The following is a 15852-nucleotide window of genomic DNA, read 5'->3' on the forward strand; positions in this document are numbered from 1 at the left end:
GATTCAATATCAAACTGAAGTGAAGTTCAACACGTGGGGCAAGTGGCGCTTCAACGTAGCCACATGGATGAGAAGCAGCAGTTCTCCGAGCGTCTGAAGGCCGCGATGGCCGCCTCCGGGATGGAGCCGAAGCCGTCGGTGCTGGAGAAGCTGTTCAACCTGCAGTATCCCGGAAGCCCGGTGAGCTACCAGGGCGTGCGGCGCTGGCTGATCGGCCTGTCGATCCCGGAGCAGGACAAGCTGGAGACATTGGCCGGGCTGCTGGGCACGGACGCGCAGACGTTGCGTTACGGGCGCAGGCCGACGCGGGAGCGGGTGTCCGAGCCGCGGTCGTCGTGGCCGCCGGTGAACGATGCCAACGATCGTGTCGCCATCGACGTCTACCTGAAGTTGCCCTTGGCAAGCCGCAAGGCGGTGCGCGAGGTCATCCACGCCCTGGCCGCCGCGAACCCGGGCAAGGCGTGAGTCGACCCTGACGGCGCGGTTCCTGTCCCGCTTCCCGCTACGTTCTGGCCTGTTCGGCCGCGTCCTGGGCATGGCCGGAAAGAATGAAGCCCCCTCGCAAGGCGATGCCGGTTCATCGACGACATGGCCGAGGGCAGGAGAAGCCTTTCCGGTATCGCGAAAAGCCGGCGACTCAACGGCGGCTGGCGTAGGACGCGCGGGGTTCCTGCACGGATCGTGCTTCGGTGACCAGCCGTGGCCGCAGCCACGCGGCGAAGTCGGTTTCGGGCAGGTGGCCTTCGGCGAGGGCGAGGTAGAGCGGGTACAGCTCCGAGTCGCTGGCGTGCAGGTGCGCGTCATTGAGGAGCAGGAAGGTTTCGCAGGCGACCGCGGCGGTGCGCTTGTTGCCGTCGATGAACGGGTGGTTGCGTGCCAGGCCGAAGGCCAGGCTGGCGGCGAGGTCGGCCAGGTCCGGCGGCGGGTCGCCATAGGCGTGCCGTTGCTGAGGCCGGGCCAGCGCCGATTCCAGTAGCGATTCGTCACGCACGCCGGGGCTGCCGCCATGCTCGGCCAGCTGCCGGTCGTGGATGGCCAGCGCCAGCGCGCGCCCGATCCAGGCGATCACCGCTCAACTCCCGGCCAGCTTGTGCAGCAGGGTGCGACGCTGGCGCATGACCTGTTCGGCCACCTCCATCTGCGCGGCCAGTTCCGGGTCGTAGGTGGTCAGGCGGATGCCGTCCGGGGTTTCCACCGCGTACAGCTCGTCGCCCTTCTCCACGTGCAGCCGGGCCAGCAGTTCCTTGGGCAGGATGAGGCCGGCGGAATTGCCGATGGCGGTGATCTTGAGCTTCATGGTGCGGCACCTGGCAGGCGTGTTATGCCGGAAGTTATAACGGCAGGGTGCCAGGCGCAAGTCGATGCCTGCCGGGGCAGGGCAGGCATCGGCGATCCGGCCTGGCCGCGCGCCGGGCCGGATCGCGCCGGCGGTCAGTCCAGCACGACGGGCGGCTCGCCGCCGACGATCACCACGTCGGCGCGGCGGCGCGCGAACAGGCCGACGGTGACCACGCCGGGGATCTGATTGATTTCGCGTTCCAGCGCCACCGGGTCGGTGATCGACAGGTGGTGGATGTCCAGGATCACGTTGCCGTTGTCGGTGACCACGCCGTCGCGCCAGACCGGCTGGCCGCCGGTGCGGGCGAGGATCTCGCGCGCGACCAGGCTGCGTGCCATCGGGATGACCTCCACCGGCAGCGGGAACCGGCCCAGCACCGGCACCTGCTTGCTCGGGTCGACGATGCACACGAACGTCTTGCTGGCCTCGGCGACGATCTTCTCGCGGGTCAGCGCGGCACCGCCGCCCTTGATCAGGCACTTGCCCGGGTCGCACTCGTCGGCGCCGTCCACGTACAGCGCCAGGGTGCCGGTGGCGTTGAGGTCGAGCACCTCGATGCCGTGTGCCTTCAGCTTCGCCGTGCTCTGCTCGGAGCTGGACACGGCCCCGTCGATGCGGTCCTTGATCCGCGCCAGCGCATCGATGAAGTAGGCCACGGTGGAGCCGGTGCCGACGCCGACGACCATGCCGTCCTCGACGAACTCGATGGCCTTCTCGGCGGCCAGCCGTTTTGCTTCGCTCATGGGAATTCCGGATGTCGGAGGGATGGATGAGTGCAGCGGCCGGTGCCGCCATCGCGCGAGGGGAACGCGGCCTCGGCCGCCATCGGCCGGGACAGGGCAGCCCGGCCGCGGGGGCGCGCCCCGGGCGCCACGTCAGGGGCGCCGGTCATTCCAGCGACAGCAGCAGCTTCCACTGCGCGGCGGTCACCGGGAACACCGACAGCCGGTTGCCGCGCGCGGTCAGCGAGAAGCCCTCGCCGAGCGCGTCGGCATGGCGCTTGATCTCCTCCAGCGGGATCGTCCGCGCCAGCTTGCGCTCGAACGCCACGTCCACCAGGAACCAGCGCGGCTGTTCGCGCGTGGCCTTGGGGTCGTAGTAGTCCGATGCCGGGTCGAACTGGGTGTCGTCCGGGTAGGCGGTGCTGGCCACGCGGGCGAGGCCGACGATGCCCGGCAGCTTGCAGTTGGAGTGGTAGAACGCGATGCCGTCGCCGGGCTTCATGCCGTCGCGCATGAAGTTGCGCGCCTGGTAGTTGCGCACGCCGTTCCAGGGCTCGGTGCCGACGCGCTGCAGGTCGTCGATGGAAAAGGCGTCCGGTTCGGACTTCATCAGCCAGTAGCGGGTGCGTGCGCTCATCGGGGAGGGGGCAGGAAGGTGGCAAGGTCCGTGCAGATCGCGTCCAGCGGCACGTCCCAGTCTGCGCACGGCAGCGCCGGTTCGACCTGCTGCACGGAGAAGGCGGCGCCGACCAGCCAGGGCGGCGCGGCGCGGTGGTGGCGGAAAGCGAAGCTGCGATCATACCAGCCGCCACCCATGCCCAGCCGGGCGCAGGCGGTGTCGAAGCCGACCAGCGGCAACACCACCAGCGCCATCTCCTCGGGCCGGAGCAGCGCTTCGGCGGCGACGTCCGGCTCGGGGATGCCGAAGCGGTTGCCGGCCAGCGGCTGGCCCGGCCGCCACGGTGCGAAGCGCAGCGTGGTGTCCTCGGCCAGCACCGGCAGGCAGTAGGTGAGGGTGGTCGGCAGGCGCAGCTGCCAGCGGTGCAGCGCGATCTCGCCGTCGCTGGCCCAGTAGCCGGCGACGAAGCCGGACGCGGGTGCGAACGGCAGCGCAAGCAGGCGCTCGGCCAGGGCATCGGCCGCCGCCAGGCGCGCGAGCGCCGGCAGGTCGCGGCGGCGCTGGCGCAACTGCCGGCGCAGCTCGGTGCGTTGCTGGCTCATGGGGGCCGCTCCGGCGGTGGAAACCGCGCCATTGTAGGGCGAGGCCGGCGATGGAAGGCGGAGCGATCGGCGAGCGTTCCGGGGTGCACATGAAGGGGGTTGCGGCCGGCGGTCGTGCGCCGCATCGCGGCGCTCGCCCTGTCATGCGCTGCAGGTGCGGTAGGCCCGCAAGCATCGTCCCGCGTCAGCGGCCAGGCGACGCGGCGATGCGCTCGCCAGGTCCGCCGCGGATGACGGGCGCGGGCCGGACCGAAACGGAGGGAAGAGAACCAAAAGAAACGGCGCCACTGGGGCGCCGTTTCCGGAAGATGACATTCTCCGCCATGACGATGCGGGCGAAACGACCTTGAACCCGGGGTTCAAGTGGGAGCGCTGGGAAACCATCGGGCTTTCCGCTGCAAGGCAGACATGCACACCCGGTTTCGTCACGCACCCCGTGTCGTTGTTAAGGGACAAGGCGAATGTTTTGCCCGCTGTCGCTCACGGCAGAGAACGCAGGGCCATTATAGCGGGGACGACGCGTCTGACCAGCCCGCAGGGGCCGTTGCGGAGGCGGGGTTCATGCGCGTGCAGGCCGCGTATTCAGCCCAGGCTGCGCTCGGCGCCGTCCAGGCGGCGGTCCAGTTCGTCCAGCGTCGTTGAAAGCGCCGATTCCAGCCGGCCGTGCTGCTCGCGCACGCCCAGCAGCTCGTGGGCCAGGTTGAGTGCGGCCAGCACCGCGACGCGGTCGAGCGCGGCCATGCGGTGGGCGCTGCGGATCTCGCGCATGCGCGCATCGAGCAGGCGTGCCGCGGCCAGCAGGCTCTCGCGTTCCTCCGCCTCGACGCCGACGGTGTACTCGCGGTCCAGGATGCGGACGCTGACCGGTTCGCTCACGTGTGCTGCTCCAGGGACTTGAGCCGGGTGATCATGGCCTCCACCCGCGAGCGCGCCGCCTCGTTCTTGCTCAGCAGTTGCGAACGTTCCTGCACCAGCTGTTCCTGCTGCTGGCGCAGGCTGCGGTTCTCCTCGCCCAGGCGCTGCACGCGTTCGGCCAGGGCTTCCACGCGGGCCGCCAGGGCACGGATGCGGGCGAGGGAATCGGCGGTGTCCATGGCCGCCACGATAGGCAGGCCCATCGACCACGGTCAAGACGGCGGCGGTGGCATGGCCGCGGCGCGGCCGAGGGCACGGGAAACATCGTGCACGGAGCCGGTGCCAGGGCGTTGCTACACTTTGCCGCCGCGCCCTGCGGGCGCCTTCCATCGCAACGGACCTTCCCGATGACCCGACTCCCCGATGCCACCGATGTCGAGCAGGGCGCGCGCCGCCTGGGCCTGGCGACCACCGCCGCCGAACTGCACGGTGCGCTCGGCGGCTGGCTGGCCGGAGGCGGTGCCGACGTCGCCGGCTGGCCGGGCAAGGTGATGGCCGACGAGAGCCTGCCGGTGCCCGCCGGCGACGATGCGCTGGAGCGGCTGCGCCAGGAGACGGCGCGGCAGCTGGAGGACCGCGATTTCGATTTCCAGCTGCTGCTGCCCGGCGAGGACGCGCCGCTGAACCAGCGCGCCGAGGCGCTGTTCGAGTGGTGCCGCGGTTTCCTGGGCGGTTTCGGCCTGGCGGCGGGCCAGCACCCCGGTTTGTCCGAGGAAGGCGAGGAGGCGTTGCAGGACCTGGCCAAGCTGGCGCAGGCGGCCGGGCAGGAATTCGAGGGCAGCGAGGACGAGGAGTCGGCGCTGGCCGAGATCGAGGAATTCGTGCGCGTGGCGGTACTGCTGCTGCACAACGACTGCGTGCTGGCGGCGCGCCACCGGCAACGGTTGAATTGATGCGGCCCGGCACCGGCATCGGCCCGCGCGAATACGCGCAGCGGCGCCGGCAGTTGATGCAGGCGGCCGGCGAGGAGGCCATCGTCGTGGTGGCGGCCGCGCCCGAGCGCGTGCGCAGCGGCGATACCTGCTACCCGTTCCGCCAGGACTCGGATTTCTGGTACCTGAGCGGCTTTCCCGAGCCGGACGCGGTGCTGGTGCTGATCCCCGGCCGCCGCCACGGCGAGGCGATCCTGTTCTGCCGCGAGCGCGATCCCGAGCGCGAGGCCTGGGACGGCCCGCGCGAGGGGCCGGAGGGGGCGGTCGCCCGTTACCGCATGGACGATGCCTATCCCATCGACGACCTGGACGAGATCCTGCCCGGGCTGCTGGAAGGCCGCGGCCGGGTGCACTACCACTTCGGCCGCGACGCCGACTTCGATCGCAAGCTGATCGGCTGGGTGCGGCAGGCGCGGGCGCAGGGACGCAACGGCGCTCCGGCGCCCCACGAATTCCTCGAGCTGGGCCTGCTGCTGCACGAGCAGCGCCTGTTCAAGTCGCCGGCCGAGCTGGCGCTGATGCGCCAGGCCGGCCGCATCAGCGTGCGCGCCCACCAGGCGGCGATGCGCGCGGTCGGCCCGGGCGTGCCCGAGTACGTGCTGCAGGCCGAGATCGAGCGCGAGTTCCGTGCGGCGGACGGCTGGCCGGCCTACGGCAGCATCGTCGCCGCCGGCGCCAACGCCTGCGTGCTGCACTACCGCGCCAACGATGCCGTGTGCCGGTCCGGCGAGCTGGTGCTGGTGGATGCCGGTGGGGAGTACCGGGGCTATGCGGGCGATATCAGCCGCACTTTCCCGGTGGACGGGTATTTCAGTGCCGAGCAGCGTGCCCTGCATGCGCTGGTGGGGCGCGCGCATGCCGCGGCGCTGGCGCAGGTGCGTCCCGGCAACGCCTACGAGCAGGTGCACGCGGCCGCGGTGGAGGTATTGACCGACGGGCTGCTGCAGCTGGGGCTGTTGCGCGGCACGCTCGAGGAGCACCTGGCCGAGGGCGGCTATCGCCGCTTCTATCCGCACAAGACCGGGCACTGGCTCGGGCTGGACGTGCACGACGTCGGTGATTACCGCATCGACGGCCAGTCGCGCCTGCTCGAGCCGGGCATGGTGTTCACCATCGAGCCCGGCCTGTACGTGCGCCCGGACGAGGCCACCGTGGCCCCGCGCTGGCGCGGCATCGGCATCCGCACCGAGGACGACGTGGCGGTGACCGAGGACGGCCACGAGCTGCTGACCCCGGGGCTGGCGCGCAGCGCCGAGGAGATCGAGGCGTTCATGGCGTCGCGCTGAGGCGCCGCCTCAGTCGCGGAAGGCCACCGCCGGTTTCGGGCGTTCGTCCACCTCCAGGCGGAACACGTCCGGGCGCGCATAGTGGCCGCTCACGTCCAGGTCGTAGCGGGCGGCCACCAGGGTCTCCACGTCGATGCTGGCGCTCACCAGCCCTTCCTGGCCGTACAGCGGGCCGGCCAGCACCTCGCCCAGCGGGCCGACGATCAGCGAGCCGCCGCGCATGAGCGGGCGCTGCGGTTCCCAGCCGGGCGGGCAGGCGATGCCCAGGTCCTCGGGCGAGGGCTGGTACTGCGCCGCGCTGATCACGAAGCAGCGTCCCTCGTGGGCGATGTGGCGCATCGAGCACTGCCAGATCTCGCGCTCGTCCACGGTGGGCGCGCACCAGATCTGCACGCCCTTGGCGTACATCGCCATGCGCAGCAGCGGCATGTGGTTCTCCCAGCAGATCGCCGCGCCGGCGCGGCCCGCCGCGGTGGCCACGACCGGCAGGGTGGAGCCATCGCCCTGGCTCCATACCAGGCGTTCGGTCGCGGTGGGCATCAGCTTGCGGTGCACCGCGGCCAGGCCGGCTTCCGGATCGAAGAACAGGGCGCTGCAGTACAGGCTGGCGCCGGCACGCTCGATCGCCCCGACCACCAGGCTGGCGCCGGTGCGCCGCGACAGTGCGGCCAGTTCCGCCGTGTCCGAGCCGTCGCGGTCGATGGCCGCGGCATGGTAGCGAGCGTAGCGCTCGCGCCCGGCCGGCAGGCGGTAGCCCAGGTAGGTGTCGAAGGTCTCGCCCTTGGGATAGCCGCCGAGCAGCGCCTCCGGCATCACCACCAGCCGCGCCCCGCTGGCGGCGATGGCGGCCTCGTGGGCGAGGATGCGTTCCAGGGTGGCGGCGGTGCCGGCGGGGGAGGTGCCCAGTTGCAGGGCGGCGACGGTGGTGGCGGTCATGGCGCGGGACGTGGGAAGGGGCGTCCAGCTTCCTCCGCGCGGGTGGCACGCGCAATGCGCCGGTCCGGCCCTCGCGCGAGGGCCGGGAGCAGCGGGTGCCGGCTCAGGCGGCGGCGAACACCGGCCGGGTCAGGTTCTCCGGTTCGTCCTCGGTGCACACCACGTTGTCCTCGATGCGGATGCCGCCGTAGGGGCGGAACCGGGCGACGCGGTCCCAGTCGACCATGTGCGCGTGGCCGGCCTTGCGGACCTCGTCCAGCAGCATGTCCACGAAGTAGATGCCGGGCTCGATGGTCACCACCATGCCCGGTTCGAGCACCCGGGTCAGGCGCAGGTAGGGATGCCCGGCCGGGCGCTCGATGCGCCCGCCGCGGTCGCTGGCGGCGAAGCCGCCGACGTCGTGGACCTGCAGGCCGAGCAGGTGGCCGATGCCGTGCGGGAAGAAGGCGCCGCTGACGCCGCTGGCCAGCGCCTGTTCCGGGGTCACCGTGATCACCCCGAACTCGTGCAGCACCGCGGCCAGCGCCAGGTGCGCGTCGATGTGCAGCTGCCTGTAGTCGTAGCCGGCGCGCACCGCCTGGCCCAGGCGGATCTGCGCGGCATCGACCGCGTCGATCATGGCCTGGAACTCGCCGGTGGTGTCGGCGGCGTAGGTGCGGGTGATGTCGGCGGCATAGCCGGCGCGGGAGGCGCCGGCGTCGATCAGGAAGCTGTGCGGCGATGCCGGCCGCACGGTCTGCATCTCGGTGTAGTGCAGCACCGCGGCATGGCGGTCGAAGGCGACGATGTTGCCGTAGGGCAGGCCGTTGGCGTCCTGGCCGACCGCGGTGCAGTAGGCCATGTGGATGTCGAACTCGCTGCGGCCCTCGCGGAAGGCGGCCTCGGCGGCGCGGTGGCCGCGTACCGCCAGCACCTGGGCCTGGCGCATCAGCGCCAGTTCGTAGGGCGTCTTGAAGGCGCGGTGGTATTCCAGGTAGTCGATCACCGGCGCCGGGTTGTTGGGCACGAACGCGCCCAGGGCGCTGGCGGCCTCGCCCAGGATCGCGCAGCGTTGCGCCTGCGCGGGCAGCAGCGGCAGCGCTTCCTCGGGCGTGCGGACGATGTGGATGTCGAAATGCTCCACCCACCAGCCGCTGGGCGCGTCCGGCACGGCGTGCCAGTAGTCGCGCGGCTGGCAGAACACCAGTTGCGGGCGCTTGCCCGGGGTGTAGACGATCCAGCTGTCCGGCACGCCGGTCAGCGGCAGCCAGGCCTTGAACTGCGGGTTCACCGCGAAGGGGTAGTCGCGATCGTCGAACAGCTGGTAGTGCAGCGTGCCCGAAGGCACTACCAGGTGGTCGAAACCGCCGCGGGCGAGGGCCTCGTCGGCGCGTCGGGCGAGCACGGCCAGGTGGGCGGGATACAGGGCGGCGGGATCTTGGACGGACATGGCAGGCTCGGCGTGCAACGGAAAGCCATCATTGTGCCGCAGGCGGCGCCGGCCGGCGCCGCGGTCAGGCGCCTTCGGTCCAGGCCTTCAGGCGCTCGCGCTGGGCCGGGTCGATGGTCAGGAAGCGGAATCCCGCCCAGAGCTGGCCGGGCGTGCGTGCCGGCGTGCTCCACATCAGGTGCAGGCCGACGTCGAAGCTCTCCTCGGCGGCGTCGTCCGTGCCAGGAAGCGCGAAGCGCGCCTGGTACAGGCCATCGTCCACCAGCGGCACCTGGGCCAGCAGCAACAGGCCGCCCTGGGAGACGTTGATCATGTGGCCCATGGTCCTGCCGGCGACCACGTCGTGGACGGGGACCGGTACGTCCAACTGGCGGCGTGGGCTGCGGCGGGTGTCCTGGATCATGACGCACTCTCTTTGTCGTTGTCCGCCTGGCCCGCCAGGTTGCGCAGCATGCGTACCGTGGCCTGCCAGGCGCGATCGATCAGGCGCGCGCGTTCCTCGGTGACGATGCGTGCCTGCCCGCGGGCCATCAGCCGGGCGAGGGCGTCGAGGGTCATCTCGGTCGCCTTCTGTCCGCGCTGGTTGACGAACAACGCATTATCGGTGATCAGGCTGTACCAGGACAGGCGCTGGCGTCGCAAATCGCCCTGCTGGTTGGTGGTGAATTCGAACCAGGTGCCGAACGGCAGCACGCGCAACTGGCCGTGCAGCGCCTGTTCGGCGGCGGTGCGCGGGGCCAGCGCCGGCTTGCGCCCGGCTTCGGCCTGCTGCTCGCCCAGCCGCGTGCGCGCCTTGAGCTTGGCGGCCAGCTCGGTGCGCGAGGTCGCCTCGTCCTCGCCGCCGGGCGTGGACAGGCGGCGGGCGATCGCGCCGGCCTCGTCGCGGTGGTAGCCGACCTGCAGCAGCGCCTCCTCGACCTGGGTGCCCAGCGCCAGGTCGGGGGCGCCGCCGGCGGCGGTGACTTCGGCGATGCGCCGGGTGGCCTCGTCGCGGGCCTGCCACTCGGGCGAGCGCTCGCCATGGCGCAGCACGGTCAGGGTGAGTACGTCGGCCCAGGCCTGGCGCAGCAGCGACTGCACGAAACGCGGCACGTCGCGTCCTTCCATGCCGCGCTCGACCGCCGCGGTGGCGCTCTGCCGCGCCATGTCCAGGCGTTCCTTGCCGCGCGCGGCCTCGACGTGGCGGCGCTCGGTGACCTCGGCCTTGCGCGCCTGCGCCTGGGCATGGCGGTGGATCTCGCGGTTGGCCGCCTCCAGCACCGCCTCGTCGCCGTCGTAGTCCTTGACCACGCGCTGCACGGCCTGTTCCAGGCGGACCAGGGTCTGCGGGTCGGTCTCGTCCTCGCCGGCCCAGGTGGCGCCGGCCTCGGCCACGTTGTTGAGCAGCTCGCGGGCCGGGTGCTGGTCGCGCACGAAGAAGGCGGGGTCGCCCAGCGCGGCGCGCACCACCGGCACCTGCAGCTCGTCCAGCAGCTGGCGCGCCGGCGAACCGGCGCGCACCTCGCGCAGGATGCTGGCGAACAGCAGGCCGAGCAGGTCGAACGTGTCGGCATCGCGCGGGGCGAGCGCCGCCGGCTTGCCGTGGCGGGCCTGCAGGGCGTCGAGCAGGGCCTGGCGGATGCCGGCGATGTCGCTGCCGGCCGGTGGCCTGGCCTGCAATTCGCCCAGCACGCCGTTCACCTCGGCATAGGCCGCCACGACGGCGCCCGGCGGCGTGGCGCCGCCCGGCGACAGCCCGGCCTGGGGCGTGTGCTGGCGCGCCGCCTGCAGCAGGCCCTGCAGCGTGGCCAGCGGCGAGGCGGGGGCGTTACCGGCAGGTCCGGTCGACCCGGCCGTGGGCATCGGGGCCGGGTTCCACCCACCCGGGCGATCGCCGGAGGCGCCGGCCGGGAAGCCGGGGCCAGGCCCGTTTCCGCTCGAGCCGGGATGGGGATCGGCCGCGCCGGCATGCATCCCCGGGGCGATGCCGCCCTCGGATCCGTGGCTGCCGGGATCGGGGGCAGGCGCCGGGGCATTGCCGCCAGTGCCGGCGAACAACGCCGAGGCCCAGCTGCTCCCCCCGCCGGCCGGTGGGCTGGACCATCGGGTCAACGGCCGCTGGACGGCCTCGCGATCGCTGGGCGGCACTTCCCCGGTCGGCGTGGGCGCCGGCGCGGCATGCGGGCGTGGCCCGGCGGTGCGTGCCAGATGCGGCTGGTACACCAGCCCGGGCAGGATGCCGGCCGCATCCAGCCGGCGATTGGCGAGCTGGAGCAGGCGGCCGTACTCGGGCAGCAGCAGGCGTTCGAAGACGCGGTAGAGCTGCAGCTGGGTCGCTACGCCGATCTGCAGCGCCTGGCCGGCATTGCGCAGGGCGCCGATCAGCGCCAGCGGCGCCAGCGGCAATTGCTCGACCTCGAAGGCGGCCGCGCCGTCCAGCACGCCGAAGCGCTGTCCCAGCAGATGCAGCTCGTCGAGCCGCACCGCCAGCAGGCGGCGGGCGATATCGTGCAGCACGATGTCGCGGTCGACGTCCTTGTCCTCCACCAGGGTCAGGGTGAAGGCGTCGGCACCGGCGCCGGCCGTGCGCTCGATCGGCTCGGGCACGATCCGCCGCAGCGCCAGCAGGGGTGGCAGGAAGGTGTCCAGGAAGCGGCGGGCGAACACCGGCCCGGCCCCGTTCAGCGCGCGGCTTTCGGTGTAGATGTCGGCCTGCACCTGGCTGTTGCGGGCGCGTTCGGCGGCCTCGAACAGCTCCCGTTCCAACGCGCCGGGAGTGCGTTCGAGCACGCCCGCCAGCGCCTGTTCCACGTCCTGGGCCAGGACCTGGAGGATCTCGCGTGCGCGCGGCATGAGCTGTGTGGCGGCCGGCGTGGCGGGCACGGCCGGGTCCAGCGGTTTGGTCGATGACATCCCTATCGAACCCCCTGTTTTGGGCAATGTTGCACGTTTTTTACGGCCGCGTACAAAGGTGGCCTGCCGCAGGCCGGCGCCGGGCTAGGCCAGGAACAGCTCGATCACGTCGTTGGTGAAGCGCCGGCCCAGCTCGGTGGGCACGATCCACTGCCCGTCGGCGCTTTCCAGCCAGCCGCGCGCCCGCGCCAGTTCCAGCTGCGCGGCGATGGCCTGGCGCGGCAGGCCGGTGCGCGCCTCGAAATCGCGCAGACCGAACCCCGCATTCAGGCGCAGCGCATTGAGCATGAATTCGAACGGCAGGCGCGCGCCGGGCAGGACTTCGTCGCCGCCGAGGGCCTGCGCGGTGCCGGCATGGGCCAGGTACTGCTGCGGGTGCTTGAGCTTCCAGCGGCGCCGGATCGACTGGTCGGCGCCGGAGCTGATCTTGCCGTGGGCGCCGGCGCCGATGCCCAGGTAGTCGCCGAAGGTCCAGTAGTTGAGGTTGTGCGCGCACCGCCGCCCCGGCCGGGCATAGGCGCTGACCTCGTACTGCGCATAGCCGGCCTGCGCCAGCCGCGCCTGGCAGCGTTCCTGCATGTCCCAGGCGCTGTCCTCATCGGGGATGCCCTGCGGCGGCCGGGCGAAGAACACGGTGTTGGGCTCCAGCGTCAGCTGGTAGTGGCTCAGGTGCGTGGGCTGCAGCGCGAAGGCGCGTTCCAGGTCGGCCTCGGCCTGCGCCAGGGTCTGCTGCGGCAGCGCGTACATCAGGTCGATGTTGACGTTGTCGTAGCCGGCGTCCTGGGCCAGCTTGACCGCGGCTTCGGCCTGCGCGCTGTCGTGGATGCGGCCCAGCCGCTGGAGCGCCGCGTCGTCGAAGCTCTGGATGCCGAAGCTGAGGCGGTTCACGCCGGCAGCCAGGTAGCGGTCGAAGCGGCCGTGCTCGGCGGTGCCGGGGTTGGTCTCCAGGGTGATCTCGAGGTTGGGCGCGAAGCGCAGCCGCGCGCTGGCTGCCTGCAGGAAGCGATCGATCGCCTCGGGCGGGAACAGGCTGGGCGTGCCGCCGCCGAAGAACACCGAATGCACCACCCGGCCCCAGACCAGCGGCAGGTCGAAGTCGAGGTCGCGGATCAGCGCATCGACGTAGTCGTCGAACGGCAGCGCGCCCTTGGCCGCGTGCGAGTTGAAATCGCAGTACGGGCATTTGCGCACGCACCAGGGCAGGTGCACGTACAGCGACAGGGGCGGCGGGATCAGCATGCGGGCACGGTGGGGGCGGGGAGGGCGCCTGGCAAGCCGTCACCCAAGGCGCAGCCCGCCATGGCGCGGATCGGCGTTCACAGGCCCAGGAAGGGCTCCAGGCGCTTCTCCAGCGCCGCCAGCGCCTTGCCGCGGTGGCTGAGCTCGTTCTTCAGCTCGGCGCTCATCTCCGCGGCGGTCAGGCCATGGGCCGGGTCCAGGAACACCGGGTTGTAGCCGAAGCCGCCGTTGCCGCGCGGGGCGAAGGTGATCTCGCCTTCCCAGCTGCCTTCGGCGATCAGCGGCTGCGGGTCCTCGGGATGGCGCAGCAGCACGATCACCGCGTAGAAGCGCGCCTGGCGGCGGTCGGCGGGGATGTCGCGCATCGCCTGCAGCAGCTTGGCGTTGTTGGCGGCGGCATCGGTCGGGCTGCCGGCGTAGCGGGCGCTGTACAGCCCGGGCGCGCCGCCGAGCGCATCGACGATCAGCCCGGAGTCGTCGGCCAGCGCCGGCAGGCCGGTCGCCGCGGTGGCGTGGCGGGCCTTGATCAGCGCGTTCTCGACGAAGGTCAGGCCGGTTTCCGGCACGTCCTCCACGCCCAGCTCGCCCTGCGCCACGATCTGCAGCGGCAGCGCGGCCAGCATCGCCCGCAGTTCCTCCAGCTTGCCGGCGTTGCCGCTGGCCAGTACCAGTTTCTTCATCGTTTCGGTTCCAGCAGGTCCCAGCGGGTGCCGTACAGGTCGCGGAACACCGCCACCGTGCCGTAGGCCTCCTGGCGCGGGGTTTCGAGGAATTCGACGCCCTGCGCCAGCATCGCGGCGTGGTCGCGGTGGAAGTCGTCGGTGTACAGGAAATGGTCCACGCGGCCGCCGGTCTGGTCGCCGATGCGCGCGCGCTGGCGCTCGTCGCCGGGCTGGGCCAGCAGCAGCGCCGCGTCCTGTGCATCGCCCGGGCCGATCACCACCCAGCGCTTGCCGCCGCCCAGGTCCCGGTCCTCCAGCAGGTGGAAGCCGAGCGCGCGGGTGTACCAGGCGATGGCGGCGTCGTAGTCGGCCACCAGCAGCGTGGTCAGCGCGATGCGGCGCTTCATGCCGCCAGCGCGGCCTGTTGGGCGGCGAACAGCTCGCCGATGCCCTGCTCGGCCAGCGCCAGCAGCGCGTCGAGTTCGTCGCGGCGGAAGGCGTGGCCCTCGGCAGTGCCCTGCAGCTCGATGAAGCCGCCGCCGTCGTTCATGACCACGTTCATGTCGGTGTCGCAGTCGCTGTCCTCGGCGTAGTCCAGGTCCAGCACCGGCACGCCGCGGTAGACGCCGACCGAGACCGCGGCCACCGCGCCGACCAGCGGGTGCTTCTTGATGTCGCCGCGCTTGCGCAGCAGGTTCACCGCGTCCACCAGCGCCACGTAGGCGCCGGTGATCGCGGCGGTGCGGGTGCCGCCGTCGGCCTGCAGCACGTCGCAGTCCAGGGTGATAGTGCGCTCGCCCAGCGCCTTGCGGTCCACGCAGGCGCGCAGCGCGCGGCCGATCAGGCGCTGGATCTCCAGCGTGCGCCCGCCCTGCTTGCCGCGCGCGGCCTCGCGGTCGGAACGGGTGTGGGTGGCGCGCGGCAGCATGCCGTACTCGGCGGTCACCCAGCCCTCGCCCTTGCCGCGCAGGAACGCCGGCACCTTGTTGTCGATGCTGGCGGTGCACAGCACCCGGGTATCGCCGAAGCTCACCAGTACCGAGCCTTCGGCGTGGCGGGTGAAGGCGCGCTCGATGGCGACGGGGCGCAACTGATCGGCCGTGCGGCCGCTGGGACGGGAAAAGGAGGGCATTCTGGATCCGTGGATTGCACTGGGCATGAGGTCCGAGCGGCAGGTCGAAGGCCGGCTTCCGGGGTGGCTGGGAGTTAAGTGCCGGGCCTGGCGGGGCGAGGCGGGAATCCGCCCTCGCGCGGACGGATCGCGGCCCCTGCCCGGCAGGCTCGATGGCCGCCTAGGGTACCATTTGCGGTTTCGCACGCCGTGGAACCTGCATGATCCGTAGCATGACCGCCTTCGCCAGTGGCGAGCGCACCACGCCCTGGGGCACGCTCGGTTGCGAGCTGCGTTCGGTCAACCACCGCTTCCTGGAAGTGGGGGTGCGCCTGCCCGAGGAGCTGCGCGCGATCGAACCGCAATTGCGCGAGCGCGTCGCCGCGCGCACCAGCCGCGGCAAGCTCGACCTGGTCCTGCGCCTGCGTGCGCCCGAGGTGGCGACCTCGCTGGCGGTGAACGAGCCGCTGCTGGCGCAGCTGGGCGAGCTGGCGGCGCGGCTGGACGCGAAGTTCCCGCACCTGCGCGTGCAGTTCGCCGACCTGCTGCAGCTGCCGGGCGTGCTGCAGGGCGCGCAGGTCGATGCCGCCGCGCTGCAGGCCGAGGCCCTGGCGCTGCTGGACGAGGTCCTGGAGCAGTTCGTCGCCGCGCGCGAGCGCGAGGGCGGCAAGCTCGCCGCCGCCATTTCCGAGCGGGTGGATGCGATTGCCGCCATCGCCGCGACGGTGCGCGAGCTGATCCCGGCCATCCGCGAGGGCCAGCGCGCCAAGCTCGCCGCGCGCCTGGCCGACCTGCCGCATCCGGTCGATCCCGGCCGCGCCGAGCAGGAACTGGTGCTGTGGCTGCAGAAGCTGGACGTGGACGAGGAGCTGGACCGGCTGGGCAGCCACATTACCGAGATCCGCCGCGTGCTGCGCCAGCGGGAGCCAGTCGGCCGGCGCCTGGACTTCCTGCTGCAGGAGTTCAACCGCGAGGCCAACACCCTGGGCTCCAAGTCGGTGGACAGCCGCACCTCCAACGCCTCGGTGGAGCTGAAGGTGCTGATCGACCAGATCCGCGAGCAGGTGCAGAACATCGAGTAGGGCGCGCTACAATGCGCCGCCTTGCCGGGTGGCCGCTGGTCCCCGGTTCCGGATGCGCCGCCATCGCTTGCCGTCACGGCCAGGGC

General features: G+C 71.9%; 19 protein-coding genes and 1 other RNA gene. 4 read left to right on the top strand and 16 right to left on the bottom strand.

The window, feature by feature from the left end; all coding sequences use genetic code 11:
* Window positions 1–63: 63 nt before the first annotated feature.
* Window positions 64–465 (top strand): hypothetical protein, encoded by a 402-nt coding sequence (locus tag BN3794_RS04855; RefSeq protein WP_066094164.1) that lies wholly within the window; start codon window positions 64–66, stop codon window positions 463–465.
* Between the two features lie 172 nt (window positions 466–637).
* On the opposite strand, the gene BN3794_RS04860 is transcribed toward BN3794_RS04855, so the two are convergent.
* The 8 genes from BN3794_RS04860 to BN3794_RS04895 form a co-directional block, all read right to left on the bottom strand.
* Window positions 638–1069, bottom strand: a complete 432-nt coding sequence (locus BN3794_RS04860; protein WP_066094167.1) for a type II toxin-antitoxin system death-on-curing family toxin — start codon at window positions 1067–1069, stop codon at window positions 638–640.
* Window positions 1070–1072: 3 nt separating this feature from the next.
* Complete coding sequence (locus BN3794_RS04865) at window positions 1073–1297, bottom strand: AbrB/MazE/SpoVT family DNA-binding domain-containing protein (RefSeq protein WP_066094169.1); 225 nt, start codon at window positions 1295–1297, stop codon at window positions 1073–1075.
* A 134-nt stretch (window positions 1298–1431) separates the two neighbouring features.
* Window positions 1432–2082 carry a ribose-5-phosphate isomerase RpiA gene (gene rpiA / locus BN3794_RS04870; protein WP_066094171.1) on the bottom strand — a complete coding sequence of 217 codons (651 nt, stop codon included), beginning with the start codon at window positions 2080–2082 and terminating at the stop codon, window positions 1432–1434.
* A gap of 145 nt (window positions 2083–2227) precedes the next feature.
* Window positions 2228–2698: an EVE domain-containing protein gene (locus BN3794_RS04875; protein WP_066094174.1), complete on the bottom strand. Its 471-nt coding sequence runs from the start codon at window positions 2696–2698 to the stop codon at window positions 2228–2230.
* Window positions 2695–3282 carry a 5-formyltetrahydrofolate cyclo-ligase gene (locus tag BN3794_RS04880; protein ID WP_066094178.1) on the bottom strand — a complete coding sequence of 196 codons (588 nt, stop codon included), beginning with the start codon at window positions 3280–3282 and terminating at the stop codon, window positions 2695–2697. The genes BN3794_RS04875 and BN3794_RS04880 overlap by 4 nt, the downstream gene beginning before the upstream one ends.
* A 311-nt stretch (window positions 3283–3593) precedes the next feature.
* Window positions 3594–3777, bottom strand: a non-coding RNA gene (gene ssrS / locus BN3794_RS04885) — 6S RNA.
* Between the two features lie 87 nt (window positions 3778–3864).
* Window positions 3865–4158: a cell division protein ZapA gene (locus BN3794_RS04890; RefSeq protein ID WP_066094181.1), complete on the bottom strand. Its 294-nt coding sequence runs from the start codon at window positions 4156–4158 to the stop codon at window positions 3865–3867.
* Entirely contained in the window at window positions 4155–4376 is a 222-nt protein-coding gene (locus BN3794_RS04895; protein ID WP_066097012.1) for a TIGR02449 family protein, read from the bottom strand. The genes BN3794_RS04890 and BN3794_RS04895 overlap by 4 nt, the downstream gene beginning before the upstream one ends.
* A gap of 168 nt (window positions 4377–4544) precedes the next feature.
* Here BN3794_RS04895 and BN3794_RS04900 point away from each other — a divergent pair, with 168 nt between their 5' ends.
* Entirely contained in the window at window positions 4545–5090 is a 546-nt protein-coding gene (locus BN3794_RS04900) for a UPF0149 family protein (protein WP_066094184.1), read from the top strand.
* Window positions 5090–6415, top strand: coding sequence for an aminopeptidase P N-terminal domain-containing protein (locus BN3794_RS04905; protein ID WP_066094187.1), 1326 nt, complete (start codon window positions 5090–5092; stop codon window positions 6413–6415). The genes BN3794_RS04900 and BN3794_RS04905 overlap by 1 nt, the downstream gene beginning before the upstream one ends.
* 9 nt (window positions 6416–6424) lie before the next feature.
* Here BN3794_RS04905 and BN3794_RS04910 read toward each other — a convergent pair whose 3' ends face one another.
* The 8 genes from BN3794_RS04910 to rph all read right to left on the bottom strand — a co-directional run bounded on the left by BN3794_RS04910 (window position 6425) and on the right by rph (window position 14705).
* Window positions 6425–7351: a carbon-nitrogen hydrolase family protein gene (locus BN3794_RS04910; protein ID WP_066094190.1), complete on the bottom strand. Its 927-nt coding sequence runs from the start codon at window positions 7349–7351 to the stop codon at window positions 6425–6427.
* Window positions 7352–7454: 103 nt separating this feature from the next.
* Entirely contained in the window at window positions 7455–8780 is a 1326-nt protein-coding gene (pepQ, locus tag BN3794_RS04915) for a Xaa-Pro dipeptidase (protein ID WP_066094192.1), read from the bottom strand.
* 64 nt (window positions 8781–8844) lie between these two features.
* Complete coding sequence (locus BN3794_RS04920; protein ID WP_066094195.1) at window positions 8845–9183, bottom strand: PilZ domain-containing protein; 339 nt, start codon at window positions 9181–9183, stop codon at window positions 8845–8847.
* Complete coding sequence (locus tag BN3794_RS04925; RefSeq protein ID WP_066094198.1) at window positions 9180–11672, bottom strand: DUF1631 domain-containing protein; 2493 nt, start codon at window positions 11670–11672, stop codon at window positions 9180–9182. The genes BN3794_RS04920 and BN3794_RS04925 overlap by 4 nt, the downstream gene beginning before the upstream one ends.
* Before the next feature lie 84 nt (window positions 11673–11756).
* A complete protein-coding gene (gene hemW, locus BN3794_RS04930) occupies window positions 11757–12911 on the bottom strand; it encodes a radical SAM family heme chaperone HemW (RefSeq protein ID WP_066094201.1) in 1155 nt (384 codons plus the stop codon).
* A 77-nt stretch (window positions 12912–12988) separates the two neighbouring features.
* Window positions 12989–13591, bottom strand: a complete 603-nt coding sequence (gene rdgB, locus BN3794_RS04935) for an RdgB/HAM1 family non-canonical purine NTP pyrophosphatase (RefSeq protein WP_066094204.1) — start codon at window positions 13589–13591, stop codon at window positions 12989–12991.
* On the bottom strand, window positions 13588–13980 hold the full coding sequence (locus BN3794_RS04940; protein ID WP_066094209.1) for a VOC family protein: 393 nt from the start codon (window positions 13978–13980) through the stop codon (window positions 13588–13590). Before BN3794_RS04940 ends, rdgB begins: the two co-directional genes overlap by 4 nt.
* Entirely contained in the window at window positions 13977–14705 is a 729-nt protein-coding gene (gene rph / locus BN3794_RS04945; protein ID WP_066094212.1) for a ribonuclease PH, read from the bottom strand. Before rph ends, BN3794_RS04940 begins: the two co-directional genes overlap by 4 nt.
* 200 nt (window positions 14706–14905) lie before the next feature.
* Between rph and BN3794_RS04950 the strand changes: the two genes are divergently transcribed.
* On the top strand, window positions 14906–15766 hold the full coding sequence (locus tag BN3794_RS04950; RefSeq protein WP_066094215.1) for a YicC/YloC family endoribonuclease: 861 nt from the start codon (window positions 14906–14908) through the stop codon (window positions 15764–15766).
* Window positions 15767–15852 lie beyond the last annotated feature (86 nt).

This window comes from Xanthomonas massiliensis (assembly GCF_900018785.1).
Taxonomy (GTDB): Bacteria; Pseudomonadota; Gammaproteobacteria; order Xanthomonadales; family Xanthomonadaceae; genus Xanthomonas_B; species Xanthomonas_B massiliensis.